21 protein-coding genes are annotated in these 21,210 nt (G+C 68.9%); 10 read left to right on the top strand and 11 right to left on the bottom strand.

The genetic code is table 11. From position 1 onward, the window contains the following. The first annotated feature begins 4 nt into the window (after positions 1-4). Entirely contained in the window at positions 5-799 is a 795-nt protein-coding gene (locus QM634_RS10445) for a hypothetical protein (protein ID WP_415042720.1), read from the top strand. A 70-nt stretch (positions 800-869) separates the two neighbouring features. Here QM634_RS10445 and QM634_RS10450 read toward each other — a convergent pair whose 3' ends face one another. Beyond that, a complete protein-coding gene (locus QM634_RS10450; RefSeq protein WP_415042721.1) occupies positions 870-1,187 on the bottom strand; it encodes a hypothetical protein in 318 nt (105 codons plus the stop codon). A gap of 488 nt (positions 1,188-1,675) precedes the next feature. Here QM634_RS10450 and QM634_RS10455 point away from each other — a divergent pair, with 488 nt between their 5' ends. Together QM634_RS10455 and QM634_RS10460 are read left to right on the top strand one after the other, a co-directional pair. Then, positions 1,676-2,755 carry a hypothetical protein gene (locus QM634_RS10455; protein ID WP_415042722.1) on the top strand — a complete coding sequence of 360 codons (1,080 nt, stop codon included), beginning with the start codon at positions 1,676-1,678 and terminating at the stop codon, positions 2,753-2,755. A gap of 164 nt (positions 2,756-2,919) precedes the next feature. Next, positions 2,920-3,645 (top strand): siderophore-interacting protein, encoded by a 726-nt coding sequence (locus tag QM634_RS10460; protein ID WP_415042723.1) that lies wholly within the window; start codon positions 2,920-2,922, stop codon positions 3,643-3,645. Positions 3,646-3,692: 47 nt separating this feature from the next. On the opposite strand, the gene QM634_RS10465 is transcribed toward QM634_RS10460, so the two are convergent. The 4 genes from QM634_RS10465 to QM634_RS10480 form a co-directional block, all read right to left on the bottom strand. Then, positions 3,693-4,316, bottom strand: a complete 624-nt coding sequence (locus QM634_RS10465; protein ID WP_415042724.1) for a TetR/AcrR family transcriptional regulator — start codon at positions 4,314-4,316, stop codon at positions 3,693-3,695. A 32-nt stretch (positions 4,317-4,348) separates the two neighbouring features. After that, positions 4,349-5,644: a lipase family protein gene (locus tag QM634_RS10470; RefSeq protein ID WP_415042725.1), complete on the bottom strand. Its 1,296-nt coding sequence runs from the start codon at positions 5,642-5,644 to the stop codon at positions 4,349-4,351. 96 nt (positions 5,645-5,740) lie between these two features. Beyond that, positions 5,741-8,749 (bottom strand): RND family transporter, encoded by a 3,009-nt coding sequence (locus QM634_RS10475; protein WP_415042726.1) that lies wholly within the window; start codon positions 8,747-8,749, stop codon positions 5,741-5,743. Positions 8,750-8,807: 58 nt separating this feature from the next. Continuing rightward, the gene (locus QM634_RS10480) at positions 8,808-9,434 is read right to left on the bottom strand and encodes a TetR/AcrR family transcriptional regulator (protein WP_415042727.1); all 627 of its coding nucleotides are present in this window, start codon (positions 9,432-9,434) and stop codon (positions 8,808-8,810) included. Positions 9,435-9,618: 184 nt separating this feature from the next. On the opposite strand from QM634_RS10480, the gene QM634_RS10485 reads away from it, so the two are divergent. Then, positions 9,619-10,014 carry a VOC family protein gene (locus QM634_RS10485; RefSeq protein WP_415042728.1) on the top strand — a complete coding sequence of 132 codons (396 nt, stop codon included), beginning with the start codon at positions 9,619-9,621 and terminating at the stop codon, positions 10,012-10,014. On the opposite strand, the gene QM634_RS10490 is transcribed toward QM634_RS10485, so the two are convergent. From QM634_RS10490 to QM634_RS10500, 3 genes are read right to left on the bottom strand one after another with little or no spacing between them, the layout of a single operon-like run. Then, complete coding sequence (locus tag QM634_RS10490; protein ID WP_415042729.1) at positions 10,011-10,439, bottom strand: SRPBCC family protein; 429 nt, start codon at positions 10,437-10,439, stop codon at positions 10,011-10,013. The genes QM634_RS10485 and QM634_RS10490 overlap by 4 nt on opposite strands. Positions 10,440-10,454: 15 nt before the next feature. Next, on the bottom strand, positions 10,455-10,640 hold the full coding sequence (locus tag QM634_RS10495) for a YbdD/YjiX family protein (protein ID WP_415042730.1): 186 nt from the start codon (positions 10,638-10,640) through the stop codon (positions 10,455-10,457). Next, positions 10,616-12,865 (bottom strand): carbon starvation CstA family protein, encoded by a 2,250-nt coding sequence (locus QM634_RS10500; RefSeq protein ID WP_415042731.1) that lies wholly within the window; start codon positions 12,863-12,865, stop codon positions 10,616-10,618. The genes QM634_RS10495 and QM634_RS10500 overlap by 25 nt, the downstream gene beginning before the upstream one ends. A 79-nt stretch (positions 12,866-12,944) precedes the next feature. Between QM634_RS10500 and QM634_RS10505 the strand changes: the two genes are divergently transcribed. Then, a complete protein-coding gene (locus tag QM634_RS10505) occupies positions 12,945-13,805 on the top strand; it encodes a fructosamine kinase family protein (RefSeq protein ID WP_415042732.1) in 861 nt (286 codons plus the stop codon). Here the strand turns inward: QM634_RS10505 and QM634_RS10510 are convergent. Continuing rightward, positions 13,728-14,618 carry an RCC1 domain-containing protein gene (locus tag QM634_RS10510; protein ID WP_415042733.1) on the bottom strand — a complete coding sequence of 297 codons (891 nt, stop codon included), beginning with the start codon at positions 14,616-14,618 and terminating at the stop codon, positions 13,728-13,730. The genes QM634_RS10505 and QM634_RS10510 overlap by 78 nt on opposite strands. A gap of 42 nt (positions 14,619-14,660) precedes the next feature. Between QM634_RS10510 and QM634_RS10515 the strand changes: the two genes are divergently transcribed. Then, entirely contained in the window at positions 14,661-16,223 is a 1,563-nt protein-coding gene (locus QM634_RS10515; RefSeq protein WP_415042734.1) for an acyl-CoA carboxylase subunit beta, read from the top strand. A 69-nt stretch (positions 16,224-16,292) separates the two neighbouring features. Here QM634_RS10515 and QM634_RS10520 read toward each other — a convergent pair whose 3' ends face one another. Next, complete coding sequence (locus QM634_RS10520; protein ID WP_415042735.1) at positions 16,293-17,078, bottom strand: alpha/beta fold hydrolase; 786 nt, start codon at positions 17,076-17,078, stop codon at positions 16,293-16,295. Positions 17,079-17,130: 52 nt separating this feature from the next. Between QM634_RS10520 and QM634_RS10525 the strand changes: the two genes are divergently transcribed. Continuing rightward, positions 17,131-18,888: a GNAT family N-acetyltransferase gene (locus QM634_RS10525; RefSeq protein WP_415042736.1), complete on the top strand. Its 1,758-nt coding sequence runs from the start codon at positions 17,131-17,133 to the stop codon at positions 18,886-18,888. 13 nt (positions 18,889-18,901) lie between these two features. Beyond that, positions 18,902-19,363, top strand: coding sequence for a peroxiredoxin (locus QM634_RS10530; protein ID WP_415042737.1), 462 nt, complete (start codon positions 18,902-18,904; stop codon positions 19,361-19,363). Here the strand turns inward: QM634_RS10530 and QM634_RS10535 are convergent, their stop codons facing one another. Further along, positions 19,364-20,071 (bottom strand): cutinase family protein, encoded by a 708-nt coding sequence (locus tag QM634_RS10535; protein ID WP_415042738.1) that lies wholly within the window; start codon positions 20,069-20,071, stop codon positions 19,364-19,366. A 30-nt stretch (positions 20,072-20,101) separates the two neighbouring features. Between QM634_RS10535 and QM634_RS10540 the strand changes: the two genes are divergently transcribed. Both QM634_RS10540 and QM634_RS10545 read left to right on the top strand, forming a co-directional pair. Continuing rightward, on the top strand, positions 20,102-20,608 hold the full coding sequence (locus tag QM634_RS10540) for a GNAT family N-acetyltransferase (protein ID WP_415042739.1): 507 nt from the start codon (positions 20,102-20,104) through the stop codon (positions 20,606-20,608). Further along, positions 20,605-21,210, top strand: a 606-nt coding sequence (locus QM634_RS10545; RefSeq protein WP_415042740.1) for a wax ester/triacylglycerol synthase domain-containing protein, incomplete at its 3' end; no start/stop codon positions are given. The genes QM634_RS10540 and QM634_RS10545, both read left to right, overlap by 4 nt.

The raw sequence follows: 21,210 nt of genomic DNA on the forward strand, positions 1-21,210 counted from the left end.
GCTCGTGGCGACTTTCTTACTTGGCATTGGAGCACTGATGGTCTCGGCGTGCGGATCAGGCGATCACATTGCGCCACCGGCAGTCGTCAACGATTTTGTGGTGCGGGATCAGCCCATCCCGGCCACCTCGCTCAACGGCAACCCGCTCGACGAGGAGGCCCGGCTGTATGACCTTCACGTCGGCCAGGAGTATTCCTTTCCCGGCAGACCAGGAGTCAGCGGCTTCACGCTGATCGCGGCGGAAGTCGGTAGTGACTGGGTAAAGGTTGTGCTGCGCTATCCCAACGGTGATCGCTTCGACTTCAGGCTTCGCCAAGGAGCGAGCGGGTGGTCCAACCGAGGACGACTGGAGTCGGCCTTGCTGGACAGGGTGTATCAGCGTGCGGGTGCGGAAGCGGGCGATCCGAACACGGTGGTGCGGCTATCGATCGCGCTTGCACTGCCCGGGTGGCAGTCCGACTTCGACCTCGACAACTCCTCGGTCGAGCGAGCACGCTACTTCGCTGATCGACCGATCGGAACCGAGACGGTCGTCGACCTGCGACTTGGCGGGCCATCGAAACACGCGTGGTACAGCGTGGTCGGCACCGAAGACAGCAGGGACCCCTCGCACGTGGAGATCGGATTCTGGCCCAACAACCCTATGGGGCGACCGGAGCTGGGCCTGGCGTTCGGGCTGTCGATGGGTGTTGGCGATTCGGTGACGATCGGTTCGCTGGGGACTATCACCCTTATCGCCGACAAGGGACGAGGCGACGATCGTACCTTCGGCTACCGGATGGCCTGGCTACCGCGCTAACTGCCCGGATAGCCCGATCCACCGGCGGCGCCGCCCCCCCGGGGCCCAATCCCGGGGGTTTCTTCTGCCCTCATCCGGTGGCCCCGCCGTTGTTCCGAGAGTCGGGCGATGATGCGAGGGACGGGCCGGCTGCAGCGTCGGCGGCCACCAGGCGCGCCTTCTTCACGAGCTGTTCGGACATCTCGCAGGCCAGGGCCCTAGCCTGGTCCTCGGTCAGTGGCGGCGCGGCGTCCAGCACGCGCTTGAGCGCGACCTCGGTCGTCTCGTACGGCGTCGGCTTGATGGCCAGGCGCGTCATGCGCGCTTCGAGGTCGCTCTGGCGCACGCGCCACTCGACCCCGGGCTGGGTATGCGTGCACTCGGACACGACGCCTCCAGAGACAGGCACGCTTGCGCGTGCTCCTTGTCCCTGGCCAGCGACCCACTACGGGCCCGATTGGCGGGCCCAGCGCTTCCAGACCTGCGGGCCTGCCGCGGTCTCTCCCAACCGCTGACGCTTCCCGCGACCGTTCTCGTGTACCTGCCTCGCAACGACGGGACCCGCGATATCCGTTACTCGGCGTCGAGGTGGTTGGACCTCTCGGCGTATTCGAAGGGGTGTGAGCCCCCACATCTCTTCCATCGGGGCGAGCCCCGAAGACTGGTAATCGCTCCAGCTGCTGTTCCTGGCCGCGCGGGCGGTCGGTCAAGGCAAAGCGTAGCATGAAAAGCCGCTGACCAGCGGCTATATAGTCGTGATGACCCCGACTTGCGGAACGCGGTCGAGTTCCGTACCGGAGTAACCTCTAGCAGAAAGTGACCAGGAAAGTGACAGCGTGGTGGCATGACTTTCTAACAGCTTGGTCGTGGAGCAACCCCGCAAATGTACTAGGTGTCGTGACCATACTTGTTACTGCACTGATTCCGCTCCTCTTGTGGCGCTTGGGTGCGAAGCAAGCGAAGCGCGATGGCGAGTTGAACGAGTTGCAAGCCGCAACCCTGGCGCGTCAGGAGCAGACGTTTCGCCGACAGCGACGAGATTCGTTGCTCGAGATTGTGGATCGGTCGTCTGACTCGACCCATCTTGGTCTCTTGTGGCGTGAAGTGAACGAATTCGAGGGAGGGGATCGTGAACTACTCTTAGGTGTCTTCCGTGCCAATGTGTCACTGGCCTTGCCTGGGACATCCACTGGGCTGGAGGTTCACGATGAATTGACGGACACTGCCGTCGCGCAGTATGTCAGCGGCCTCGAAAGGCGCTATGGCGAGGGAACGCCTAAGTTTCGGCCGTATCCGGGGTTGCTGGACTTTGTTTCGGCCGCTTCTCGCCGAGGTGTGAATATCGAACCATCTGAGATCGTTGCGCTAGTTACAGGGCCGACATCCGAGTATCAAAAGCCGAACCATGGCTTCTATCGGGATCTGGTTAACACCTTCCCGCAGACTGCAGGCGGCCTCATCCATGCTGTCGAGAGAATCGACTATCGAACTGCTGGCGGGCTCAGGTTGAATGTTCTGACTGGTGCCCTCTTGGCCACAAAAGATGTCGAGCTTGGCCGACGGGAGCAACGGTCAGTCCTTACGCGCGAGGCCGCTGTCTCGGAGTTAAGGCTCTCGGTTCCGAGCGCACTTGCCCTCTTGCTGCATCGTGACAACTTGCGGTCATTCGATCGCTGGTCGCTTGAAGGATCAACGGAGCCTGTCAGCGCTACTGTTGCTTGGCTCATCAGGGTGGTCGGCTGGATCGCCGACACTGACGACCACTTGGCGATGCGGATGATTGAGAACCTCTCGGGTGCAATCGGCTCGGTACCTCTGGCGGACCGGCAGTGGGGTATCGATGCCGCGGATGTCCGGCAGGGGTTCGCATGGATCAGGCAGAAGCAGCCGGTCTTGTGGGAGATGCACGGTGCCGCATTGGAAGCAGCTGCTACCAGAGTCGGAGCGTGGAGGGACGGGGCGGATGATCACCGCTGAGTGGGGCAAGTAGACGAACTTGTCGCAACGGTGCGTGCTGCGGCCTCCATCTTAGGGATTTCCGAGCAAGGATGTCCTCTGGTGGGACGAAGTAGGCGCAGGTCCGCCGGCAGACGACCGCGTCGGGTACCATTAGGGTAACCTAACTTCTCAGGAGGCGACTCATGGCCACCACTGACACCGGTTCGCGATTCGATCTCGGACGGCTGCTGCTCAGCGGCGGCCACGTCACCCAGATCGAACACCTCACGCCGACATCCACGCGCATCCGGATGGAGGGACCGAAACTCGTCGGCTATGAGTGGAACGTGGGCGACCACATCCGCGTGCGGATGTCATCGATAGTGACTCTGCGCTGTTACAGCATCTGGGACGGTGACCCGGTACAAGGCTGGCTCGACGTCATCGTCTACGACCGGAAGTCGCCCGATGGCCCCGGTTTGCAGTGGCTGAACACCGTGAAGATCGGCGACTATGCTGCGTTCTTCCGTGACGCGCGCGGACTGAAGCTGCGGCCCGACGCCACTTGGCACCTGTTCGCCGGAGAGGAGACGGCGGCACCCGGATTTGGGGCGTTGCTGCGCGAAATAGACCCGGAGGTACCGGTCGTCGGCGTCCATCAGGCCAATGCCGCCGGTGAGCACATCGACCTGCCGCGAGAGTTGACGCGCGTCACCCGCGATGGTCGATCGGCGGCCTCGAGCGCCGACATGGTCGACGCGGTCGCCGCCCTCGACCTGCCCGATGTCGACGGTGGTGTGGCCTACCTCGCGGGCGAGGCCCGCACGATCCAAATGGTGCGCACCTACTTGGTGCGCGATCGCGGCTGGAACCGCCGCAGCATTGTCACCAAGCCGTTCTGGACGCCGGGCAAGCGCGGGATGGACTGAGTCTCGCCGACAGCGAGCCAGGGTCGTATCAGCCGTAGTCGAGCCCGTCAGTCAACGATTCCGGGTCGGAGCAGCGTGCGCATGGTCGCCACGATGTCCTCGTCGGACACCGCCGGGTTCAGCGACCGTTCGACGATGGTCGCGTTGACCGCCCCGATGTAGGCGGTCCACTGCAGGGGAGTGGTCGAGCCGATCGTCATCCCCTGTGCCGCACTGGCCTGCACGGCGGACTGCAGCAGTTCAACCCAGGAGTCCCGGCGCGCGTAGCGGTATTTCTCGAAGGCAGGGCTCACCCCGACCACTTCGACGAAGGCGATCCGGATGACCCGCGGGTCGTTGAACGAGTTCACGAAGGCGCGGACGCCGGCGTCGAGGACCTCGTCGAGTTCGGTCCCCGCCGAGATCTTCTCGAACACCGCGTCGGCGACCGCCTGCGTGGTCGCGTCGTGGATCCGGTCGTACAGCTCCCGCAGCAGGTGTTCGCGGTCGCTGAACTCCTGATAGAACTGCCGGCTGGACAGTTCGGCGACTCGGCAGATCTGCGGGACCGAGCTTCCGGCGTAGCCCTCGTTGCCGAAGACCTCGGTGGCGGCGGCGAGAAACCGCTCCCGGCGTTCGCGGGCACGGTCGGATACGGCCTGTCCGCCGTAGACCCGCTGCTCGTCGCTCACCCCGCCAAGGCTACGTCGGCCGCCATCTCGGCTCATTTCCGTACATTGCGCGTGACGCAGCCGGCGCCGGTGGGCTTCCCGTCGAGGCGAGCCTTGATCCAGCGGACGGCGGGCGACGCCCCGGCGAGCTCGGTCATGACGTGCTCGGAATGGTGGTACCGCGTGTAGGCGACCGAGGCGTGCGGGTCGCGGCAGTACGTGCGGACGAGGGTGTCCACCTGGCTGACGGGGATGATCTCGTCGTCGGCACTGTTCCAGACGTACATGGGGAAGTCTGGGACCGCCTTGCCCATCCGCGTCTCGTCCAGCAGCCGCTTCACCGGGGGAGCGGTCACCGGATCGCCCCGCCACCGCAGCAAACCCTTGATGTTGAGGAACGGCAGCACCTCCGGCTGCAACCCCACGCACAGCGGCGCCTTGGCCGCCCTCAGGGCCTTACCGTCGGCGTTCAGATGCTGGTCCAGGAACCGCTGGAAGTAGGGGTATTCGCGGGCGACGCCGAACACCGCTGCAAGGACCAGTCCGCTGGTGGCGTTGTTCTGTGCGGTGTTCAGTACCACCTTCAGGTCCGCCGGCACCCCGCCCTCGGCGGCGCCGACGATGTTCAGCTCGGGTGCGTAGGTCTTTCGGAGTTCGGCGGCGTGGCCGGTGACGATGGCCCCGCCGGAGTACCCGTACATGGCGATCGGCGACTCGTCGTCGATGCCGATCGGCGCGAACCGTTTGGCGGCGCGCAGACCGTCGAGCGTGATGCGGGCGCCGAGCGGACCGGCCGCATAGGCGTGCTTCGGGCCCTGGTGGTCGGGCAGCGACACCGCCCAGCCCTGGTCCAGCATGTCCTGCACGATGGACATCTCGCCGGGCACGCCAATCTGTCCGGCGAGCGCCGACCACGATCCCTGCTGCACCGCGTACGACGTCGCGCAGTATCCGGCCAGCGAGTCCTCGGCCATTTGCATGGAGACGAGCTTGCGCGGTCCGGCCGACCGCCCGCGCGGCTTGAGGAGGGTGGTGACCGCGGCGATCGGCTCGCCACGACTGTTCGTCGACCGGTACGAGAGCTGCCAGGCGTCGACGTTCATCGGCGTCACCCCGAAGGTCGCGGCGGTGATCCGCCGCGCGGCCAGGATCTCCCCGGGGCGCTTGTTCACATAGGTGCGGCGAGGCGGTTCGTAGAACGACGGGTCGAGCTCCTGCGGGGCCGGGGCGGCCTGTGCCGGAGCCACCCTGATCGGCTGCTTGGGGGCTGCCTGTGCGACGGGTGCGGTCAGGCCGAGGATGAGCGCGGCGGCCCCGACCGCCGTCGTAGCGCTGAATCGGAACGTCATGGTGTGCGGTCCCCTCCGATAGATCACGAGTGAAACATTCATATTTCACTTGATGGGACAGTAGCACGCAGGCTGTGGCGTGGAACACAGTTTGGGTCAGTGGCCGGTGTTCACGGCCCGGCCCGGCCACCAATTCGCCTTGCCCAGAAGTGCCGCGATGGCCGGGACGGTGAGGGTGCGGACGATGAAGGTGTCGATCAGCAGCCCGGCGCCGATCACGAATCCGGCCTGCACCATGAGGATGACCGAACCGGCCATCAGGCCGAACATGCTGGCGGCGAAGATGACTCCGGCGGAGGTGATGACCGGCCCGGTGTACCCGACCGTGCGCATCACGCCGGTCCGCAGGCCGGCGGCCGACTCCTCGCGCAATCGGGAGACCAGCAGCATGTTGTAGTCGGCGCCGACCGCCACCAGGATGATGAACGCGAGCAGCGGCACCGGCCAGAATAACGGCTTGTGCAGCAGGTGCTGGAACACCAGCACTCCGAGCCCGAGCGCGGCGGTGTAGTTGAGCATGACGGTGAGCACCAGGTAGATCGGCGCGACCACCGACCGCAGCAGCATCATCAGGATCAACCCCACGATGAGGATCGTGGCCACCGCGAGCAGTTTGAAGTCGCCGTTGAGCAGGCGTTGGACGTCGGCGTTGATCGCGGGGAAGCCGGCGACGGCAGTCTGTGCGTCGGCGAGCTCGGTGTTCGGGAGGGCCGCTCGCGAGGTGTCCTGAATGGCGTTGGAGAGTGCGACCGCCTCGTGTGAATAGGGGTCGATCCGGGTCTCGACGATGTAGCGCACCGCCTGGCCGTCGTGGGAGACGAACTGTCGGGCGACCGCGGCGAAGTCGCGATTGTCGAAGGCGTCGGGCGGGAGATAGAAGCCGGTGGCGGAATCGGAGCCCGTGGTCGCCTCGGCGGAGGCCCGGAGCACACCGGCGATCTGGCCCATCCCGACCAAGGTGTCCATCGTGTTGCCCACCAGGGCGTCGACCCCGCCGGCGAGTTGCGCGGAACCATCGGCCAGCTGTGCGACTCCGCTGCGGAGCTGGTCGAACTTCTGCGACACGTTCATCTGCGTGAGCGTGGCCAGAGTCGAATCCATCGTGCTCATGGCTTGGTCGAGGTTCGCCGACATCGCGGCGATCGACGTATCGCCCGACCGCAGGTCGCGGGCGAGCCCTGCGACGTCGTCGAAGAATCCCTCGCGGCCCAGTGCGGTGAGTTGGCGCAGCTGCGAGCGGATCTGCGCGCACTGGACGGTGCTCGAGCACGCCGGGGCGTTGAGTGCCTGCAGGATCGGGTCGAGCCCGACGAGCGCTCGTTGCGCGTCGCGGGCGGCCGCAGCGGCGTCGGGCGCCTGCTTGGCGAGCGAGTCGATGCGCGGGCCCATGGTCTTGAGCTTGGTGAGCCACGGCCGATAGCTGTTCAGCTGTTGGGCGGTCGACGTGGCGCCGTCGAGGGTTTGCGCCAGCGGCGCGAGGTCGGTGTCGATGCGATCGCGCAGCAGCGCCAAGGCGTCGGAGAGTTGGTGCGCGCCGGACCGCAGGGCTTCCAGATCGGGTTTGCGCTCATTCCCTTGCGCCACGGAGTCGCCCAGCCGTCGTCCGATCTCGCCGTTCTGCCAGGACAGCTGTGCCTGCTCGAGCTTCTCGCCGGTGGGTCGGGTGACGCCGACGACGCGGGTCACCCCGGGGAGTTGGGCCACGCGCGCGGCCATCTGGTCGAGATCGGCGAGGCCGGTGGCCGTGCGCAGGTCCTTCGGAGAGGTGACCAGCAGGAACTGGGATACGACGATGTCCTTCGGGAAATGCGCGTCCATCAACGCGTAGCCCAGGTTGCTGTCGGTGTCCTTGGGTTGGCCGCCGCGATCGTCGAAGCTCAGCTGGATGCCGAGCAGCGGCACGCTGAGCGCGATCAGCAGCACCAGGCTGGCGACCAGCAGCCGGCGCGGCCGGCGCACGACGGTGGCGCCCACCCGGCGCCAGTACCGCGCGGTCACCTCGCGGCCGGGCAGTCCGCGGCCCCGCTGTGCGGCGATCAGCAGAATCGGCTGCAGCAGCGTGAGTGAGGCGGCCAGGGCAACCAGAATCGCGATCGCGCACGCCGGTCCGACGGTCGTGAACACGCTGAGTTTGGCGAACACCATCGCCAGGAGCGCCAAGGCGACGGTCATCGCCGACGCGATGACGACCCGACCGATACTCGCCGTCGCGGAGACGATCGCCTCCGCCGGCGAATCCCCGGCGCGGATGCGCTCGTGATAGCGGGCGATGACGAAGACCGAGTAGTCGGTGCCCGCGCCGAGCAGGATCGCGGTGAGGAAGGCGATCGAGTATTCCGAGATGGGCATCCCCAGCAGGCCGAGGCCGGAGAGGATGCCGCGTGCGACGGCGAGGCTCGCACCGATCACCACCAGCGGGAGTATCGCCGTCACGATCGATCGGTAGACGATCATCAGGATGACGCCGATGAGGATCAGCGTGGCGATCGAGATGACGAGGAGTTCGGACTCGGCCGTCTTGATCTGGTCGACGAACGTCGCCGCCGGGCCGGTGACGTGCACCTCGGTGCCCGAGTCGGCGAAGACCTGCCGCGCGGTCTGGCGCACGTTCTCCACGGCCGTCGTCGTGTCCGGTCCGCCGAGTCGTCCGCTCAGGCCCACCGGCAGGTACCACGCCGTGCCGTCCTCGCTGACTGCCTGGTGCGACGCGATGCGGTCCGACGCGAGGTCGCGCACCGACCGCACGTCGTGGGGCTGGTTCCGCAGGCGCTCCACGAACTGCTCGTAGCGGGGCCGCGCGGCGCCGAAGCCGTCCGGGTTGTGCATCGCCACGAAAACGGTCGCCGACGAACCGGGCTCGTTGAAGGCCTTCTCCATCCGGTCGAGTGCCTGGAAGGAGGGGACGTTGGCGGGGATCGGGTCGGTGGCCTGCTTCTTGGCGACGGTCTCCAGTTGGGGCAGCAGGAGCGTCAGCAGCAGCGCCGCGGCGGCCCAGAGCCCGATGACGAGGGCTTTGTGGTCGATCGAGAACTGTGCGAGGCGGCGGAGGCCGGCGCTGTCGGCGTCGTGGGCGCCGCCACGCAGACGTTCCTTGAGGTTGATCATGAACACGCCCTTGTTCGCTACCGCCGGTAGCGAAACAGTACCAGCAGTAGCGTTTCTGTCAGGCGGGTTTCGACGAAGACCGCGCGGGCCGGTGAGCGGCGCGGAAGTCGTCGACGATTCGTCGACGCCCGGCGGCGTCGATGGTGGGCGCATCACGCCCGGTCAGCCTGGCCAGGAGCACCGGGCCGGCCAGCTGGGCGAAGGCGATATCGCGATCGACCTCGCCGAGTTCGCGTCGCCCGGCCTCGCTGCCGAACACCGCGTCGAAGGGGATTCGGTACTGCGCCATGATCCGGTCGCGGAGGTCGACGATGGCCGACGCGCCCTCGGGGTCGCGTTCGTCGATGCTCATCGCCATCCAGCCGATGGTGCCCAACCGGATCGGAGCGTCTTCGATCTGCTGGGCCACCCATTCGAGCGCGGCCACCAGATCGGCGGACACGTCGCCGGTCACCTCGGGGAAGGTCATGTCGGGCAGCATCCGCTCCAGGGCCGCGGCGACCAGCTCGGTGGAGCTGTTGAAGTGGCGGTAGAGCGTCGTCCGCGCGACGCGAGACGCCTTGGTCACGGCGTCGACGGTGACCGCCTCGACCCCTCCGCTGGACAGCAGCGAGGTCGCCGCGTCGAGCAGGCGCTTGCGCGAGCGCACCTTGCGCGGGTCCGTCTCGATCGGCTTGTCGTTCATCGGGGGCTTTCGGTCTGTGCGGTCGTGCCGACGATACTGCGCCGGTCGACGGTCGGTCGTCGGATGTGGTGGAACCGTCCCCGCTCGACGAGTACGCGGCGCGCGCGGTCGGCGTGGTCTGCGACGTCAGTGCGGTGATCTGTGACCACTGTCTGGTCACCGATCACCGCGCTACCGTGAACCCATGGTCGCCGTCGTGCAGGTCAACCTGATCGTCTCCGATCTCGAGCGCAGCCGGGAGTTCTACCAGCGGCTCGGCGTCGAATTCCTCCCGCGCCACCGCGACGGGGACGGGCCGGCCGAGGCGTGGGTCTCCGTCGACACCGGGATCACGTTCGTGCTGCATTCCACGCGGTTCGCCGCGTGGTGGGACGAGAACGCTCCGCAGCCGGTGCCCGGTGGTCCGCAGATGGACTTGGAGGTCGCCTCGCCGAGGGAGGTGGATCGGATCGTCGACGAGGTGCGCGCGGCAGGCGCCACCGTCGTCAAGCCGCCCGCCGACATGCCGTTCCGGATGCGTTTCGCCATCGTGCTCGACCCGGACGGCTATCGCATCGGCCTCAAAGCACCGTTGACTTAGCGCGAACCGGCGGAGGCCAACGATTGCGGCAGCTGCTTGTCCAACATCTGCTTCCAGCCGGTCGTCAGGATCATCCGGTGAAAGGTGCCCTTGAGCCCGGCGAATCCGCTGTGCCGCAGCTGCAGTGCGGTGGAGTCGTCGCCGGCGGGGCGGATCGTCCACTCGATGACGCTGTCGAGGCCCATCCCCGCGTTGCGCGACCGATAGCGCAGATACTCGTCGACGGCGAAATCCTCCACCGTGCACTCGAAGACACCGTCCCAGAAGCGGTTCGGCTCGGTCCGCTGCGTGAAGTCGCGCCCTTTCTCGAGGACCAGGTCGGTGGTGGGCAGGCACCAGGCGCTGAACAGCTCGGGGACCGTCAACTGCTCCCACAGCGCGTGCGCCGGGTAGCGGTAGGTCCTGGTCAGGTTGATCTCCGACATCCGTCGTCCCCTTCGTCAGCAGCAACGCGCCTGCGCGTCGGCGGCGTCGTGCTTGGCCCGCCAGTATTCGCGCTCAGACATGACCGGCTGGCCGGGGTGCTTGGCGCGACGATGCGCCAGGTACCGCTCGTAGTGGTTGTCGCCCATCAGCGACGACACGTACCAGCGCACCGACGTCAGCGCGGCGACAAGGCGTCCCACTGCTCCTGGACCTTCCGTTCGGCGGGGGTGGCGATCAAGCCGCTGGGCGCGAAGAGATGACTGGGCACCGGGTCCTCCTCGGTCAGCGGACGGCCGCCGCCGTTGATGGCCCGGTAGACCTGCCACGCGCCCACCACCACGACGATCAGCACCAGCACGGCGAACACGATCGAGAGCGTGCCCTGGATCGCGGTGTTGCGGACCACCGCGTCGATCGCCTCCGGCGTCTTGGCCGACTTGAAGCTCGACAGACCGGCGTCGGCGGCGGCCTGGAACAGGCTGTGCTGCTTCCAGTAGCCGACGGCCGGGTCGGCGCTGAAGATCTTCTGCCACGACGCGGTCATCGTGATGACCACGTCCCAGACGAGCGGGATACCGGGGATCCACGCCCACTTCAGATACCCCTTCTTCACCACGACGACCAGGGCCAGGGTCAGCGCCATCGCGGCCAGCAGCTGGTTGGCGATGCCGAAGAGCGGGAAGAGGGTGTTGATCCCGCCGAGCGGATCGGTGACGCCCATCAGGAGGATCGAGCCCCACCCGGCGACGACGAGCAGCGAGGCCGTCCACGCGCCGACGCGCCAGCTCGGATCCTTGAGCCGCCGCAGCGGCCCGCCGAGGTTGCTCAGCGCGTCGGAGACGAGGAAGCGCGCGACGCGGGTCCCGGCGTCGACGGTCGTCATGATGAACAGCGCCTCGAACATGATCGCGAAGTGGTACCAGAAGGACTTCATCGCCGCGCCGCCGAACACGGTGTGCAGCACCTCGGACATGCCGAACGCCAGGGTCGGTGCGCCACCGGTGCGCGAGACGATGGACTCCTCGCCGACGTCCTTGGCGGCCTGCGCCAATTGGTCGCCGGTGATCGGGGCGCCGGACAGTCCGAGTGAGTTGACGTAGGCCGCTGCCGGATCGGCGGCGCCACCGGTCTGCGCGACGGGCGCGTTCATCGCGAAATAGAAGTGCTGGTTGATGATCGAGGCGGTGATCAGGGCCATGATCGCGACGAAAGACTCGGTGAGCATGCCGCCGTACCCGATCAGCCGCATCTGGCCTTCCTTCTCGAGGAGCTTGGGCGTGGTGCCGGAGCTGACGAGGGAGTGGAAGCCGGACAGTGCGCCGCACGCGATGGTGATGAACAGGAACGGGAACAGCGACCCGGCAAACACGGGTCCGTCGCCGCGGGTGGCGAAGTCGGAGATCGCCGGCGCCTGCATCGCCGGTCGGGCGATCACGATGCCGACGGCCAGCAGCGCGATGGTGCCGACCTTCATGAACGTCGACAGATAGTCGCGCGGGGCCAGCAACAGCCACACCGGCAGGATCGACGCCGCGAAGCCGTAGACGATGATCGCCCAGCTGAGCTGGGTCGGGGTCAGCGTGAACAGCGACCGCCCCCAGCCGCTCTCGCCGACGTACCGCCCGCCGATCACCGCGGCCAGCAGCAGGACACAGCCGATCAGCGATACCTCCGACACCCGGCCCGGGCGCAGGAAGCGCAGGTAGACACCCATGAACAGCGCAATGGGGATGGTCGCGGCGATGGAGAACACTCCCCACGGGCTGTGGCCGAGTGCCTGCACGACGACCAACGCGAGGACCGCGATGAGGATGGTCATGATCGCGACGATCCCCAGGATCGCGGCGGTGCCGGCGATCGGGCCGAGTTCGTCGCGGATCATCTGGCCGAGGGATCGACCGCGCCGCCGGGTCGCGATCCACAGCACCAGGTAGTCCTGGACGCAGCCGGCGACCACCGCGCCGACGATGATCCAGATGGTGCCCGGGAGGTAGCCCATCTGGGCGGCGAGCACGGGTCCGACCAACGGCCCGGCGCCGGCGATGGCGGCGAAGTGGTGGCCGAACAACACGCAACGATCGGTCGGCATGTAGTCGGTGCCGTTGTCGAGCACCTCGGCGGGCGTCGCGTCCTCGTCGCGCGGCCGGATGACCTTCAGCTCGATCAGCCGCGCGTAGAACCGATAGCCGACGACGTAGGTGCAGACGGCTGCGAGGACGAACCAGACGGCGTTCACGGTCTCGCCGCGACTCGTCGCGATGATCGCCCACGCGATTGCCCCCACCAGAGCGATGGCCCCGAACACCAGCTTGTGCTTCGTCGTGATCGGGCTGCGGTCGATGATCGCGACCGGCGGTTGCGCCGGGTCGGTGCGAACGTACGTGACGTCGCCGTCAGTCTCCGTGGGCGGTGCGGCAGTACTCACCCGTGGGACGCTACCAAGCCTTCTACCCTGGGATCGTGTTGATCAGCGCCTTGGATCGGGGTCGCCGGGTGACGGGGCGATGACCGTCCCAGACCTTCCCGCCGAACTGGTCGACGGTTTGGGGGTGCGCGACGCGACGCCGGTATCCGGCGGGGACATCGCACGGGCCTACCGGCTCGACACCCCCGATGGTCCGCTGTTCCTCAAGTGGCGGCCCGATGCCACGCCCGACCTCTTCGAGCGCGAGGCCGCGGGGCTGCGCGCCCTGCGTGCCCACCGTGGCGACCTCGGCGTTCCGGAGGTGCTGCGGGAGAGCCCGTCCGGCCTGGTCCTCGAATGGATCGAGGGCGGATCGCCGACGGCGGTCACCGAGGCGGACCTGGGCCGCGGGCTGGCGCGGCTGCACCGCACGACCGGCGACCACTTCGGCTCGCTCGACGACGCCCTCGCCGGGTACCTCGGATCCGCGGAGGTCGACCTCACGCCCACCGCTGACTGGCCCAGGGTCTTCGTCGGGCGCCGTGTGATCCCGCTGATCGACCGCGGTATCGAGCAGGGCGTCGTGGCGCCCGAGGCACGCGAGTTGATCGACCGTCTCGCGCCCCGCGCGGCCGACCTCTGCGGGCCCGCCGAACCGCCCGCGCTGGTGCACGGCGACCTGTGGGCCGGAAATCGGATGGTCGGCGTCGGCGGCCGCAACTGGCTCATCGACCCGGCCGCCCATTGGGCGCACCGCGAGATCGACCTCGCGATGATGATGCTGTTCGGCGGCTTCGGACCAGAGTGCTTTGCCGCCTACGACGAGGAGTATCCGCTCGCGGACGGGTGGCGCGACCGCATCCGCTGGTACCAACTGCCGCCGCTACTCGTGCACGCGATCCTGTTCGGCGGCGGCTACGGGGCGTCCGCGGTCGGCGTTCTGCGTCACTACGCGGCTTAGGTTCGCGCCGGCGAGGGAGCACTGGCCGTCGGCGTCATTCCCCGCGGCCACGACCGTCCCGTCGCGTCGGAGGCCGAGGGTGTGCGTCGAACCCGCGGCGACCTCGACGATGTCGCGCCATGACCCGACGTCGCACTGCCCGAACCTGTTGTCGCCGACGGCGAGGACCGTGCCGTCCGAGCGCAGCCCGACCGAGTGGTAGCTGCCGGCGGCCACCGCGGTGATGCCGGACCACTCGTCGACTCGGCCGGATACCTCGCCGGCGACGATGACGGTGCCGTCCCGACGACACCCGAGTGTGTGCAGATAGACGGCCGCCACCGACACGATGTCCCGCCAGGACGCCACGGCGCATTGACGGCGACGGTCGGTTCCGACGGCCACCACCGTGCCGTCCGCGCGGAGCCCAACGGTGTGCCAATCCCCGCACGCAGTGGCCACGATTTCGGTCCACCCGTCGACGGCGCACTGGCCCTCGGCGCCGCGACCGAGCGCCGTGACGGTTCCGTCGGCATGCACCGCGGCCGTCCGACGCCAACCCGCCGACACGGCGACGACGTCGCGCAACGACGAGACCTCGCATTGGCCGTCGCCGTTCCACCCGGTCGCGACCACGGTTCGGTCGGCACACAGCCCGACCGTGTGCGAACGCCCGGTGTTGGGCGCGGTGTGGACGTTTCCCGCGGCCACCGCGGTAACCCCGGTCCAGTCCTCGACCGCGCACTCGCCCGCGCGACCGTCCCCGACGGCCAGCACCGTGCCATCGCGCCGCAGCGCGACCGAGTGCCGGCGACCGGCGGCGAGGGCGACCATCTACTCGAAGATAGTCCGCACCGATCCGATAGCCTCGCGACCATGACCGAGCAGGATTCCGGGGACGCCGCGGCGCGAGTGACGGCGGCCTACGACGCGCTGACCGACCAGGCGCGCGCCGAGAAGGTCGCCAAGCAGCACGGGCGCGGCAAGATGACCGCGCGCGAGCGGATCGCGGCGTTGGCGTCGGGCGGCTTCTACGAATTCGGTGCGCTCGCCGGACCGGGACCGGCGCAGCAGGGCGCGGCGCCGCTCGTCGCGCCCGGCGACGGCGTGGTCACCGGCATCGGCTACGTCGACGGTCGGCCGGTGGTCATCGCGGCCTTCGACTTCACCGTCCTCGGCGGCAGCAACGGCGCCACCGGCATGGCCAAGCTCGACCGATGCGCCGAGCGCGCCATGAACGACGGACTGCCGTTCGTCATGCTCCACGACGGCGGGGGCCATCGCATGCAGGAGGCCCTCGACTCGAGACTGGCCGCACCGGGCTCTCGGCTGATGCTGCGCCTCACCGACCTGTCCGGCCACGTCCCGCTCGTGTCGGCGATGATGGGCCCCGGATTCGGGGCGCCGGCGAACCTGGCCGCCTGCTGCGACTTCGTCGCCATCGTGCGCGGCACGGGCACGATCGGGATGTCGTCGGCGCCACTGGTGAAGGCCGCGACCGGCGAGGACCTCACCAACGACGAGATCGGCGGCGCCGACATCCAGGCCGCACGCGGCGTCGTGGACTTCGTCGGCGACAGCGAAACCGAGGTCCTCGACTCGATCCGCGCCTACCTTTCCTTCTTGCCGTCGCACGCCGAAGCCGCGCCGATCTTTGCCAAAGGTCCGTTCGAGCCCGGCGATACCGCACAGCGGCTCGACGACCTGGTGCCGGCGTCGACGCGGACCGCCTACGACGTGCTCGACGTCATCGAGGGCATCGCCGACCGTGACACGATCTTCGAGATCAAGCGCACCCACGCGCCGAACATCGTCACGACCTTCGTCCGCGTCGGTGGTCGTCCGATGGGTGTCGTGGCCAACCAGCCGAAGTATCACGCGGGCGCGCTCGACGCTGCCGCCTGTGAGAAGGCCGCGCATTTCATCGCCGTCTGTGACACCTTCGGGTTGCCGTTGCTGATCCTCATCGACCTGCCCGGCTTTCTCGTCGGGGCGGGCGCCGAGGAGAGCGGGCTGGTCCGGCGCAGCGCGCGCCTGGGCTACGAGCTCGGCAACGCGACCGTCCCGCGCTTCGTCATCGTCACCCGCAAGGCCTACGGCGCCGCATACATCGTGATGGGCGGCGGACGAAGCATCGAGGCCGACCTGTCGCTCGCGTGGCCGACCGCCGAGATCTGCGCGATCCCGATCGAGTCCGCGGTCGACCTCGCCTTCCGGTCCCAGTACGAGGCGGCCGACGACCCGGCCAAGCATCGTCAGGATCTGATCACCCTGTTCCAGGCCAACGTCGACCCACTCCTGGCGGCCGACGGGTTCGGCATCGATGACGTCGTCCTGCCGTCGGCGACGCGGGAGCTGCTGGTCGAGGCGTTGGGTCGGGTCCGACCGCGCCGGGCGCCGCGCATGCCGAACAAGCGGCGCTCCATCTCTCCCATCTGACATCTTCTGCCGCTGACGAGGCATCCGACGGGAATATCCCATCCGGGGCTGTCTATCGCGCAGAAAATGTCAGGTCTGCGCGATGCGCCCCACGTCCTGGTGCAGCATCCCCGGCCAGCGCCCCACCTCGTCGGCATCGCGCGCGACGACGAGGGAGGCGCGGGGGAATAGCGTGGCCAGTGCTTCGGCGGTGGACAGCGGATGCGACGGGTCGTCCGCCCAGGCGAGGATCCGCGTCGGCGCGGTGATGGTGGTCAGCTTCGACGGATCGGGGAGGTCACTGGCCGCCGCGCCGCGGAACACCGCCGGCAGATTGGCCTCGGCGACCTCGGGCAGCGTCTCCGGATGGCCGACCGCGGCGGGCGGCCGGGGGGCGTCGCGGTTGGCGGCGAGGAAGGCGCCCTCGCCCTCCGCCTCGATGAGGTCGGCGGTCAGCCGGTACTGCTCGGCCTGCGCCACCCGCGTGCCCCACGCAGTTGGCGGCAGCAGGATCGTGAGCCCGGCGAACCGATCGGGTTCGCGGACCGCGGCGTGCATCAACGTGCCTGATCCCATCGAGGTGCCGACGCCGTAGACCCGCTCGCCGGGGAAGCGGTGGTCGAGCAGGCGCAGCAGGTCGTCGGCGAGGTTGGTCCACACGTAGTCCTCGGGGACCGCGCGACCGGTCGACCGACCGTGGCCGCGCGCGTCGTAGCGCAGCAACCGCGTGCCCGACAAGCCGCGGCCCAGGTCGAGGTCCAGGACGCGGTCGCGCGCGCGACTCGACGTCAGGCCGTGCAACTGCACGACCGGGTGCCCGCCCTCGTCGCTGAGCTCGGTGGAGAGCGCGGCGCCGGGGACCTCGAAGACCGTCACGGGGGTTCCTCTCGTCAGGCAGCCATCGTACGAAGGGCGCTAAGGTACCGCCATGCGGCTCACCAACGTCGCCCACCTGCGCCTCCCGTTCGGGCGGTTGATGGGCTACGACGTCACAGTCTCCGAACCCGGTGCGCCGCTGCCGGTTTCCTTCGACCAGCGGCGTCATGTCGGCGAGGGAGAGCGGCCGGGATCCTGGATGGCCCTGTCCTTCCGCCTCACCGAACCGGTCAGCCGCACCGCGCTCGCCGACGCCTGGCTGTCGGTCATCGCGCGCCACGGCACGCTGCGCACGGTCTTCACCCCGGGCGCCGACGGGCAGCCGCAGCTGTCGGAGGTGCAGATCGGTCCGGGGGAGTGGGTGGAGCACCCGGTCGCGCCGGGACAGGCGATCAACGAGGCGCTGCAGGAGGTGCTCGACCGCACGTGCACCTCATACGCGCGGCCCGCGCACCGCATGTGTGTGCTCGAGACCGCGGCTGGCCCGACGATCGTGATCGCGGCCGATCACTCGCACGTCGACATGTGGTCGATGCTGGTGATCCTGCGCGACTTCCTCGCCGCGCTCGGCGAGGGGGCCTCGCTCGAGCGGGTGCCGGCCTTCGTCGAGCACACCCGCGCGCTCCGGAAGCGGCCCCCGGCCCCCGACGACGTGAAGCGCCGCTGGCGCGAGATCATCGCCGACAGCGGCGGCGTCATGCCGTGCTTCCCGCTGTCGTTGGGTCCCGCCGAGCCGCAGGCCGAGCGCGTCGAGGTGCGCGACGTCTTCGACGTCGACGACAGCGCGGCGTTCTCGGCGCAGGCCCGCGAGGACGGCGTGTCGACGCTCGCGCTCGCCGTCTCGGCAATGACCGCGGTCACCCACGAATTGGCGGACGCCCCGCTGCGCGCGGTGTTCCCGGTGCACAGCCGCTACGACGAGACCTGGCACGACTCGGTCGGGTGGTTCATCACCAACTCGGTCCTCGAGTCCGACGTCGCCGAGCCCAAAGCCGCGGCCGCCGCGGTCCGCGAGGCGGTGTGGCTCGGGTCCTGGCCGCTTGACGACGTGCTCGCACCGTGGGGTGGCATGCCCGAGGCGCCCGGCATGTTCGCGATCTCCTGGCTCGACCTGCGCCGGTTGCCGGTGCGCGTCGACACCGCGGGCCTGGACGCGCAGTACGTCGGCGCCGCGATCCGCACCGACGGGGTGATGCTCTGGTTCATCCTCGACGGATCGGGGCTGCACCTGCGCTGCCGCTATCCCGACACCCCGCAGGCGCGGGAGAACGTCGGCGGGTGGCTGGACAACCTGGTAGCCCGACTGCAGGCCGGTGCCCGCTCGTCGGTCGGCGGCGTCCTGCGACCGGTCGCCGACGGACCCGCGTATCGAATCGAGCGCGCCACCCGCGCCGACGTGCCGGCGATCGCCGCCCTGCTGCTCGACGACAAGGTCGGTGCCGCGCGCGAGGTCGAGGAGTTCGCGCCCTATGAGGCCGCCTACGACGTCGTCGCGCGGGACCGTTCGCACTACCTGGCGGTGGTGCGCGACCCCGACGACCGCATCGTCGGGACGATGCAGCTGACGGTGTTGCCGGGCCTGTCGCGCGGTGGGGCCACCCGGCTGCAGATCGAAGGTTTGCGGGTGGCGCGGTCGGAGCGGTCCCGCGGCCTGGGTGGGGCGATGCTCGACTGGGCGCACGAGCACGGCCGCTCCCACGGTGCGACCTTGGCGCAGGTCACCACAGACGAGGTGCGCGAACGGGCACGGGCCTTCTACGGGCGGCACGGCTACAGCGCCAACCATGTGGGACTCAAGCGCGACCTGTAGCAGACTGGACGTCATGAAACCCGGTGACAAAGCCCCCGACTTCGCCCTGCCCGACCAGAACGGCACCACCCGCCGGTTGAGTGAACTGCTCGCCGACGGTCCGGTGGCCCTGTTCTTCTACCCGGCCGCGTTCACCCCCGGATGCACCAAGGAGGCCTGTCACTTCCGCGACCTGGCCGCCGAGTTCGCCGCCGCCGGGGTGCAGCGCGTCGGCATCAGCCGCGACGCCGTCGAGAAGCAGCAGCGTTGGACCGGCGAGCACAACCTCGACTACCCGCTGCTGGCAGACGTGGACGGCACCGTCGCCGAGGAGTACGGGGTGCGCCGCGGCCTGCTGGCCAAGGTCGGGATGCCGACCAAGCGGACCACGTTCGCGATCCGTGCCGACGGCACCGTCGCCGACGTCATCGCCTCCGAGTTCGACATGTCGGTGCACGCCGATCGTGCGCTGACCGCACTGGCGAACAAGTCCTGATCAGAGGCGGCGGACGACGAAGGCCGCCGCCATGCCGGTCATGCCGTTGACCGGGTACAGGCCGTGCTGGATGCTCGGCCCACCGACGGGCGCGCCGTCGCAGATGCTGTCGCCCGGCGCGCAGTAGCTGGCCGTCTTGGCGCGGAACCGAGCGCCGATGGTGATCGGCGGGGCGCCGACATCGCGGATGAAACGGGCCGACGGGGCGCCGAAGAAGATGGCCGCCGCGAGATGGCGGTTGATGGTCGCGGGCAGCGGCGGTGCGGCCAGATGCGCATAGGACTGGTACTTCGCCGGGATCCGCAGCTTGTCGACGAGCGCGTACCCGGCGACGACCGCGCCCTGGGAGTATCCGCCGAGCACGATGCGCGTGCGCGGGCAGCGCGCGGCGATCGCCTTCACCTCGCGTTGCGCCTCCTTCACGCCGTCGTTCACCGACGCGGCGAAGCGGGCGCGGTCGCGAAAGTTGTCGCCGGCCGCATAACGTACGCCGGTCGCCCGCAGCGACTTGCCGGGCGTCTGCGCGCGCAGTGCCTGGACGAAGGCCTGTCCGGTGTAGCCGACCGGCGCGCCGGGTTCGGCGGTGCCGCGGGCCCACACGACGTGGATGTCTGAGCAGGGGGCCGCCGAGGCGGGACCGGAGGCGACCACCGCTCCGGTGAGGGCGGCGAGAACACAGACCATGGCGGCTGACCAGCGTCGAATCATGAGTCGATCGTACCGGGTTAGAGTCGGCGGGTGACCCCCTCGAGTCCCACCCCGGCCGACCGGCGTCGCCCGGACGCGTCGTCGGTCGTCTTCGCCGACCACGATCCCGGCAGCAGCGCGGTCGCCGTTGCGGTCACCGCCTACTTCGCCGAGTTGGAGCGCCGCTTTCCCGCGGGTTTCGACGGCGGGGCACCCGACGACGGCGACGACTTCCGACCGCCGAACGGCTGCTTCGTCCTCGCCACCGATCACGGCGAGCCGATCGCGTGCGGCGCCGTGCGGACCATTGACGACGGAATCGGCGAGATCAAGCGGATGTGGGTGCACGAGGATTGGCGCGGAGCCGGGCTCGGCTCCCGGATGCTGCGCGAACTCGAGGCGCGCAGCGCGCGCCTGGGACACCGGGTCGCGCGGCTCGACACCAGCTCGACCCTCGGCGAGGCGATCGCCATGTACGAGCGGGCCGGGTATCGGCGGGTGGACCGCTACAACGACAACCCGTACGCGGAGCTGTTCTTCGAGAAACGACTCCCGTGACGCGGTTGCACCCGGTCGACGCGCGGATGCTGTGGGCGGCGCCGCGGGCCCGCAGCGACCAGTTCCTCCTGTTCGCGTTCGACGACACCGGCGACGACGAGCGGGCGGTCGCCCAGATCGGCGATGCTGCCGCAGCCATCCCGCGGCTCGGCGTGGTGGCGCGCGAGGTTCCCGGTCATCTCGACTACCCGTACTGGACCGCCTCACCGACGCGGGGGGACCGGGTCGTCCGCCGCGGGCTCGTCGACCGCTCCTGGTCCGGGCTACTCGCATCGGTGGGCGAGCTGATCGGCGACCAGCTCGATCCGACGGAACGGGCCTGGCGGGTGCACGTTTTCGGCGGCGTCGAGGATCCGGTCGGGGGGAGCGGACCGCTGCGCATCGCCGTGCTGCAGATCTCCCACGCCCTCGCCGACGGCACGGCGGCCAGCGCGCTCGCCCGTCGGCTCTTCGGGGACACGGCCGACGACGGCGGTCACTTCGCTCCGACGTGGCACCCTGGGATCGCGACCGCCGTCGCCGTGGCGCGACTACCCGTCGACGTCGCGGCGACCGTGGTCGACGGCGCGCGGGCGTATCGCCTCGCCCGCCGCGGCGACGAG

It is taken from the genome of Gordonia sp. (in: high G+C Gram-positive bacteria), from assembly GCF_047606305.1.
Taxonomy (GTDB): domain Bacteria; phylum Actinomycetota; class Actinomycetes; order Mycobacteriales; family Mycobacteriaceae; genus Gordonia.